Origin of the sequence: Mesorhizobium sp. Mes31 (assembly GCF_024519675.1) — a bacterium.
Taxonomy (GTDB): domain Bacteria; phylum Pseudomonadota; class Alphaproteobacteria; order Rhizobiales; family Rhizobiaceae; genus Mesorhizobium.
Window position 1 is genome coordinate 1 of the sequence record NZ_JALJRL010000083.1, and the last position, 268, is coordinate 268.

At 69.8% G+C, this 268-nt stretch carries 1 pseudogene; it reads right to left on the reverse strand.

Annotated features, from left to right (window positions below):
- Positions 1-268: pseudogene (locus NR193_RS33400) on the reverse strand (SAM-dependent methyltransferase); the annotation flags it as partial.

A 268-nucleotide genomic window follows, 5' to 3' on the forward strand; every position in this document is an offset into this window, starting at 1 on the left:
TGGGCGGCGTCGAAGCGGCTGGCGGAGACGGCCGGAAAGAGGCAGGAGAGAAGTGCCGCGCGCGTCTCGGCAAGCTCGTTGAGGACGAGCGAGGCGCCGACTATCTCGGCCAGGATGGCGAGCAGCCCGGTGCCGGCGGAAGGCTCCAGCACACGGTCGGCGGGCGTGATGGCGGCGGCCGTTGCGGCGACCAGGCCGAGTGGAATCGGCGTTGAGAACTGCTGGAAGGTCTGCGCCTCTTCGGATCGGCGGGTATGCGTCGGCATGA